Raw genomic sequence first — 7171 nt, 5'->3', positions numbered from 1 at the left:
CGGCAGGAGTGACCTGCCGGGCGCCGGGGGTACGGGCTCAGAGCACCTTGGAGAGGAAGGCCCGGGTGCGCTCGTGCTGCGGGTTGGTGAGCACCTCGCGGGGGTTGCCGGACTCGACCACCACCCCGCCGTCCATGAACACCAGCGCGTCGCCGACCTCGCGGGCGAAGCCCATCTCGTGGGTGACGACCACCATGGTCATGCCCTCCTCGGCGAGGCCGCGCATGACGTCGAGGACGTCGCCGACCAGCTCCGGGTCGAGCGCGGAGGTCGGCTCGTCGAAGAGCATCAGCTTGGGCTTCATGGCCAGCGCGCGGGCGATCGCCACGCGCTGCTGCTGGCCGCCGGAGAGCTGCGAGGGGTAGTTCTTCGCCTTGTCGGCGAGGCCGACCCGCTCCAGCAGGGCCATCCCGCGCTCCCGGGCGTCGGCCCGGCTCTCGCCCTTGACCTGGACCGGCGCCTCCATGACGTTCTCGACGGCGGTCATGTGCGGGAACAGGTTGAAGCGCTGGAAGACCATGCCGATGTCGCGCCGCTTGAGGGCGACCTCGCGGTCCCTGAGCTCGTGCAGCCGGTCGCCCTTCTGCCGGTAGCCGACCAGCTCGCCGTCCACCCAGAGGCGGCCGCCGTTGATCTTCTCCAGGTGGTTGATGCACCGCAGGAAGGTCGACTTGCCGGAGCCGGACGGGCCGATCAGGCAGAACACCTCGCCCTGCCGGACCTCCAGGTCGATGCCCTTGAGCACCTCGACCAGGCCGTACGACTTGTGCACGTTCTCGGCGCGGACCATGGGCCGGTCGGACGCGGCGCCGCCGGCGGGGGACTTGGTCAGATCGGTCATACGTGACCACCTCCCTCGAGCCCCGGGACGACGTCGGCGGTCGTCCTGGGGGCGGGCTTCCCGGCGAACAGCCTCCGCAACCGCTGCAGCGGGGTGGGCGGGAGGGTGCGGTTGGAACCTCGGGCGTAGTAGCGCTCGATGTAGTACTGGCCGATGGTCAGCACCGAGGTGAAGAACAGGTACCAGAGGCTGACCACGATCAGCAGCGGGATGTTCTGGTAGTTCCGGGAGTAGATGACCTGGCCGGCCCGGAAGATCTCCTCCAGGGAGATCACGGAGACCAGCGAGGTCGTCTTCAGCATCGAGATGGTCTCGTTGCCGGTCGGCGGGATGATCACCCGCATGGCCTGCGGCAGGACGATCCGGCGCATGGTCTGGAACCGGCTCATGCCGAGCGCGTGCGCGGCCTCGGTCTGGCCCTCGTCCACCGACTGGATGCCGCCGCGGACGATCTCCGCCATGTAGGCGGCCTCGTTGAGGCCGAGGCCCAGCAGCGCGGCGACGAAGGTCGGGATCAGCACGTTGGTCTGCTCGGACCAGAACTCCGGTCCCCACGGGACGCCGATCGACAGCTTGGCCCAGATCAGGCCGAGGAAGTTCCAGAACACCAGCTGCACCAGCACCGGGGTGCCGCGGAAGATCCAGATGTAGACCCAGGCGACGCCGGCCAGCAGCGGGTTCGGGGACAGGCGCATCACCGCGAGGACGATGCCGCCGACCACACCCATGAGCATGGCGAGCACGGTCAGTTCCAGCGTCACCAGCAGGCCGTGCATGATGCTGTCGTGGAACAGGTACTGACCGACGATGTCCCACTTGAAAGCGGGGTTGGTGAAGAGGGCGCTCACCAGCATCGCCGCGAGTACGGCGATGACGACGGCGCCGGCCCAACGTCCGGGGTGGCGGACGGGGACGGCCTTGATGGTCTCGGGCCGGCCCTGCTCCGCCGTCCCCTTGTCCAAAGAGTTCACGGTGTGGCCTCGGGGGAGAAGATGGAGCGGACGAGGGTCAGCTGACGGCGCCGTTGACGGTCGAGGTGGTGATGGCGCCGGACTCGACCCCCCACTTGGTGAGGATCTGCTTGTAGGTGCCGTCGTCGATCAGCGACTGGACGGCCCCCTGGACGGCCGGGGTGAGCTTGGAGCCCTTGGCCAGGGCGACGCCGTAGGGGGCCACGCCGTAGGTCTCGCCGACCTTCTCCAGCTGGCCGCCGGACTGCTTGATCGCGTAGTCGACGACCTGGGAGTCGGCCATCATCGCCTGGTCGCGCCCGGAGACCACGGCGTTGGTGACGTCCGTCTGGAGGTCGAACTTGTCGCCGCCGTTCTGGATGCCCGGCTTGCCGGCCTTGGCGCAGTCCGGGTCGCGGGTGTCCTTGATCTCGTCGGCCTGGGTGGTGCCGGTCTGGACGGCGACCTTCTTGCCGCAGAGGTCCTTGGGGTCGATCTTCTCCGGGTTGCCCTTCTTCACCGCGACGGCGCTGCCGGAGTTGAAGTAGGTGACCATGTCGACGATCTGCTCGCGCTCCTTGTTGTCTGTGAAGGACGACATGCCGAGCTGGAACTTGTTCGACTGGATGCCGGGGATGATCGCGGTGAAGCCGGAGTCCTGGACCTCGGCCTTCAGTCCGAGCTTGGCGGCGATGGCGTTGGCCAGGTCGACGTCCATGCCGATGACCTTGCCGCTGTCGTCCTTGAACTCGTCCGGCGCGTACGAGGCGTCCGCGCCGACCAGGAGCTTGCCGGCGGCCTTGACGTCGTCCGGGACGAGCGCGGCCAGCTTGGGGTCGGCCTTGACCTCGTTGACGGTCGCGGAGGCGTTGGGGGCGCCGCCGCTCTCGCTCTTGCTGCTGCTGCAACCGGTCAGCACCAGGGAGACCGAGGCGGCGACCACACCGGCTGCGAGGAGCCGGCTGCGCTGGGTACGGGTGGTCATGAGGGGGATCTCCATCCTGGGGGAGAGAGGTCGGGCGGAGCGCGCCGCGGGAGCGGCGCACCGGAACGGCGAGCCGCGCGGCTCGGTACGGGTGCGTGTCGCCGTACGTCGTCGTACGTGCAGGCCGGGTCGTGCAGTTGCCCGGGCGCGGGGGAGCCGTCCGGGGTTGTACGAGGTACTGCTTCCGCCACCCTCCGCCGAGGTGGACGTTGACCGGACGGCCTCGACCAGTGGCCGGCTCGATCCGAGATGGGGGGAATCCTGCCATCTGATGACAGTCAGGTGGCCCTCATCCAGATCAAAATCGGATAACGAGGGGTCGCGCTGTCCGCTATTCGGACTTATTCCGCGCCCCTGTCACTCTGCGCATAAGTATGCAGATCGGTCCGTGCCGTACCGGGAGGCCCGCCGCCCTCCGGCTCAGATGCCCCCGTTGACCACCGCGTTCTGCGCCGCGCCGGCGCCGACGTTCCACTTGGCCAGGATCTTGTCGTACTCGCCGCTGCGGATCAGCTGGTCGATCGCCCCGGCCAGCACGTCCCGCAGCGGCCCGTCGTCCTTGCGCACCGCGATCCCGTACGGGTTGGAGGTGGACTGCCCGCCGGTCACCTCGAAGCGGGCGCCGCCTTCGGTGGTCTTCACCGCGTAGGCGGCCACCGGGTAGTCGTTCAGGCCGGCCGCGGCGGCGCCGGAGGCGACCTCGGCCAGCGCCTTGGTGTCGCTGTCCAGCTTGTGGGGGGTCAGCGGGCGGCCGGCCCGGGTGCAGACGCCGACCTGGCGGGTGACGATCTCGTCCTGGGTGGTGCCCTGCTGGAACGCGACGGTCTTGCCGCACAGGTCGTCCAGGCTCCTGATCCCCTTGGGGTTGCCCTTCGGGACGACGATCGAGGTGCCGGCGATGAAGTAGTCCACGAAGTCCACGCCCGGGCCGGTCGGCTTGCCGCTCTCGTCCACCGCGTCCCGGCGCCGGCGGGTGTCGCTGAGCGCGGACATCGCCACGTCGTACTGCTTGGCCTGGAGGTTCGGCACCAGCTTGTCGAAGGGGGTGTCGACGAACTCGACCCGCACGTCGAGGATCCGTCCCAGGGCGGCGGCGAGGTCCGGGTCGAGGCCGGTCGGCTTGCCGTCCGGGCCGCGGAACTCCACCGGGGCGTAGTTGACGTCCATGCCGACCCGCAGCGCCCCGGCCGACCGCTGGGCCTTCGGCAGCCTGCCGCGGAGGTCCTTGACCGGGTCGCCCGGGGCGGCCTGCCCGCCGCCGCAGCCGGTCAACAGGAGGGCCCCGGCGGCGGCCAGGGCGGCGCCGGCCGGGACCGGGCGGAGGGCGTGGCGGAGGTGAGGCATGAGGGCGGCTCCTGAGGGAGGGAGGTGGGGCCGCCACGGTGTCGCACGGGTGTACGCGAAATGGCGGACAAGCGATCCTGCCATCCCGCCCTGCCGGGCCCGGCGGCGGGTGTGTCAGAATTCGGTACCGGGTGACCCCCGAACGCTCGAACCAGGCCGACGAGCCCCGACAGGCTCGGGGTGCCCGGGAACGGAAGTCCTCACGCGGCTCCGTATCCGGGGCACCGAATCCCCTTCGGACTGTGTTCACTCCTGCGGGTGCGCGTGCGCTCATGCCGTTGCCGCCGCCGGAGCCCGGCGCTTCCGACGCCGGGCCCCTGTGACGCGACAGCGCGGCGATGAACCGTACGTGACGAGGACGAAAAGGCATAGGTGCGATGCCTTTGTCCGACCTACGCTCGGCCCGGAAGCACAACGCGGACAACACAGACCCCATACAACCCTCATCCGAGGGCGCCGCCCGACGGCAGCGCCCCGACCCCGACCCCGGGTCCGCTTCGGCGTACCCGGTTTCCGGTTTCCGGACGGGTCGCCCTGCCCGTCGGCCGCGCGTCCTCGCCAGATCAATGACGAAGAGGTCATCGTGGCAGCGGAGATCATTCACAGCAGCACCCAGGACACCGAGGATCCGGTCGACGCGGTCTTCGCGCTCCACCGCGGCGGGAAGATGGAGATCCGGGCGACCGTCCCGGTGCGCGACGCGGACGACCTGTCCCTCGCCTACACCCCCGGTGTCGCCCGGGTCTGCACGGCCATCGCCGAGCAGCCGGAGCTGGTCAACGACTACACCTGGAAGTCCAACACCGTCGCGGTGGTCACCGACGGCACCGCGGTGCTGGGCCTCGGCGACATCGGCCCGCAGGCCTCGCTGCCCGTGATGGAGGGCAAGGCCATCCTGTTCAAGCAGTTCGGCGGCGTGGACGCGGTGCCGATCGCGCTCGACTGCACCGGGGTCGACGAGATCGTCGAGACCGTGGTCCGGCTGGCGCCCTCCTTCGGCGGCGTCAACCTGGAGGACATCTCCGCGCCCCGCTGCTTCGAGATCGAGCGCCGGCTCCAGGAGGCCCTGGACATCCCGGTCTTCCACGACGACCAGCACGGCACCGCGATCGTCACCACCGCGGCCCTGTGGAACGCCGCCAAGGTGACCGGCCGTGAGATCGGCTCGCTGCGGGCCGTCATCTCCGGCGCCGGCGCGGCCGGCATCGCCATCGCCAAGATGCTGGTCGCGGCCGGCATCGGCGACGTGGCCGTCTGCGACCGCAAGGGCGTGGTGTACGAGGGCCGCGGCGACCTCACCGACGTCAAGGCCGAGATCGCCGGGCGAACCAACCGCACCGGCCTCAAGGGCTCGCTGGCCGACGCGATGGCCGGCGCCGACGTGTTCATCGGCGTCTCCGGCGGCACCGTGCCGGAGGAGGTCGTGGCGACCATGGCCGAGGGCGCGTTCGTCTTCGCGATGGCCAACCCCAACCCGGAGATCCACCCGGAGGTCGCCCACAAGTACGCCGCCGTGGTGGCCACCGGCCGCAGCGACTTCCCGAACCAGATCAACAACGTGCTGGCCTTCCCGGGCATCTTCGCGGGCGCCCTCCAGGTCCGCGCCTCCCGGATCACCGAGGGCATGAAGCTGGCCGCCGCCAAGGCGCTGGCCGGCGTCGTGGCCGACGAGCTGACGCCGCAGAAGGTCATCCCCTCGCCGTTCGACGAGCGGGTCGCGCCGGCGGTCACCAAGGCCGTCGCCGAGGCCGCCCGGGCGGAGGGCGTCGCTCGGATCTGACGAGGTGATCGGGGGAGCGCGCCCGCCACGACGGCCGCTCCCCCGCGTCCCCCCGAGCCGAAGGGCGCGCCGCTGCCGAAAGCGAGGAGCGACAAGCGAGGGACGAGCGCCGGAGCGACGACCGTCGGCAGCGGGTCGGAGCGCCCGGAGGCGAGCGGGGGAGCAGCAGCCGGGACACGCGTCACACGTTCGCGTGGTTCCCGGCCCCGGCCGTCGCGGCTATCGTCCGGGGCATGTTCGCTGCCTACGCCGCACGTACCGACGCCGACGACCCGCTGAGCGGGCTGGAGCTGGGCGACCTCCCCGAGCCGCAGGCCCGTCCCGGGTGGAGCGTGGTCACCGTCCGGGCCGCCAGCCTCAACCACCACGACCTGTGGTCGCTGCGCGGGGTCGGCCTGCCCGCCGAGCGGCTGCCGATGATCCTCGGCTGCGACGCCGCCGGCGTCGACGAGCACGGCAACGAGGTGGTCCTGCACTCGGTGATCGGCCAGAGCGGCCACGGGGTCGGCCCGGACGAACCGCGGTCCATCCTGACCGAGCGCTACCAGGGCACCTTCGCCCAGCGGGTCGCGGTGCCCACCTGGAACCTGCTGCCCAAGCCCGCCGGGCTGAGCTTCGAGCAGGCCGCCTGCCTGCCCACCGCCTGGCTGACGGCCTACCGGATGCTGTTCACCAACGCCGGGGTCAAGCCCGGGGACACCGTCCTGGTGCAGGGGGCGGGCGGCGGGGTGGCGACCGCGCTGATCGTCCTCGGCAAGGCGGCCGGCCTGCGGGTCTGGGTCACCGGCCGGGACGAGGCCAAGCGCGCCCGGGCGGTGGAGCTCGGCGCCGACGCGGCCTTCGAGAGCGGCGCCCGGCTGCCCGAGCGGGTGGACGCGGTGCTGGAGACGGTCGGCGCCGCGACCTGGTCGCACTCGGTGAAGTCGCTGCGCCCGGGCGGCACCATCGTCATCTCGGGGGCCACCTCCGGCACCAACCCGAGCTCCGTCGAGCTGAACCGGATCTTCTTCCTGGAGCTCAGGGTGGTCGGCTCGACCATGGGCACCAAGGAGGAGCTGGCCGGGCTGCTCGCGTTCTGCGCCAACACCGGCGTCCGGCCGGTGATCGACTCGGTGCTGCCGCTGGCCGAGGCCAGGGACGGCTTCGCCCGGCTCGCCAAGGGCGACGTCTTCGGGAAGATCGTCCTCACCCCCTGACGGCGGCTCACCCCCTGGCGCTGCCTGGCCTCCTGGCGCCTCCCCGCCTGCGTGCGGCGGCCCGGTGCCTCCCTG

General features: G+C 71.1%; 6 protein-coding genes. 2 read left to right on the top strand and 4 right to left on the bottom strand.

Annotation, left to right across the window (positions count from 1 at the left end):
• Positions 1-37 precede the first annotated feature (37 nt).
• The 4 genes from ACFU6K_RS25590 to ACFU6K_RS25575 all read right to left on the bottom strand — a co-directional run bounded on the left by ACFU6K_RS25590 (position 38) and on the right by ACFU6K_RS25575 (position 4120).
• Entirely contained in the window at positions 38-841 is an 804-nt protein-coding gene (locus ACFU6K_RS25590; protein ID WP_380666753.1) for an amino acid ABC transporter ATP-binding protein, read from the bottom strand.
• On the bottom strand, positions 838-1812 hold the full coding sequence (locus ACFU6K_RS25585) for an amino acid ABC transporter permease (RefSeq protein ID WP_380666751.1): 975 nt from the start codon (positions 1810-1812) through the stop codon (positions 838-840). Before ACFU6K_RS25585 ends, ACFU6K_RS25590 begins: the two co-directional genes overlap by 4 nt.
• 37 nt (positions 1813-1849) lie before the next feature.
• A complete protein-coding gene (locus ACFU6K_RS25580) occupies positions 1850-2776 on the bottom strand; it encodes an ABC transporter substrate-binding protein (RefSeq protein WP_380666749.1) in 927 nt (308 codons plus the stop codon).
• A gap of 420 nt (positions 2777-3196) precedes the next feature.
• Positions 3197-4120 (bottom strand): ABC transporter substrate-binding protein, encoded by a 924-nt coding sequence (locus ACFU6K_RS25575; RefSeq protein ID WP_380666747.1) that lies wholly within the window; start codon positions 4118-4120, stop codon positions 3197-3199.
• 583 nt (positions 4121-4703) lie between these two features.
• On the opposite strand from ACFU6K_RS25575, the gene ACFU6K_RS25570 reads away from it, so the two are divergent.
• Both ACFU6K_RS25570 and ACFU6K_RS25565 read left to right on the top strand, forming a co-directional pair.
• The gene (locus tag ACFU6K_RS25570) at positions 4704-5900 is read left to right on the top strand and encodes an NADP-dependent malic enzyme (protein WP_049649441.1); all 1197 of its coding nucleotides are present in this window, start codon (positions 4704-4706) and stop codon (positions 5898-5900) included.
• A gap of 233 nt (positions 5901-6133) precedes the next feature.
• Entirely contained in the window at positions 6134-7096 is a 963-nt protein-coding gene (locus ACFU6K_RS25565) for a zinc-binding dehydrogenase (protein WP_380666745.1), read from the top strand.
• The last annotated feature ends 75 nt before the right edge of the window (positions 7097-7171 follow it).

Source organism: Kitasatospora sp. NPDC057512 (genome assembly GCF_042802135.1).
Classification (GTDB): domain Bacteria; phylum Actinomycetota; class Actinomycetes; order Streptomycetales; family Streptomycetaceae; genus Kitasatospora.
This window is presented reverse-complemented; position numbering and strand designations above follow the sequence as displayed.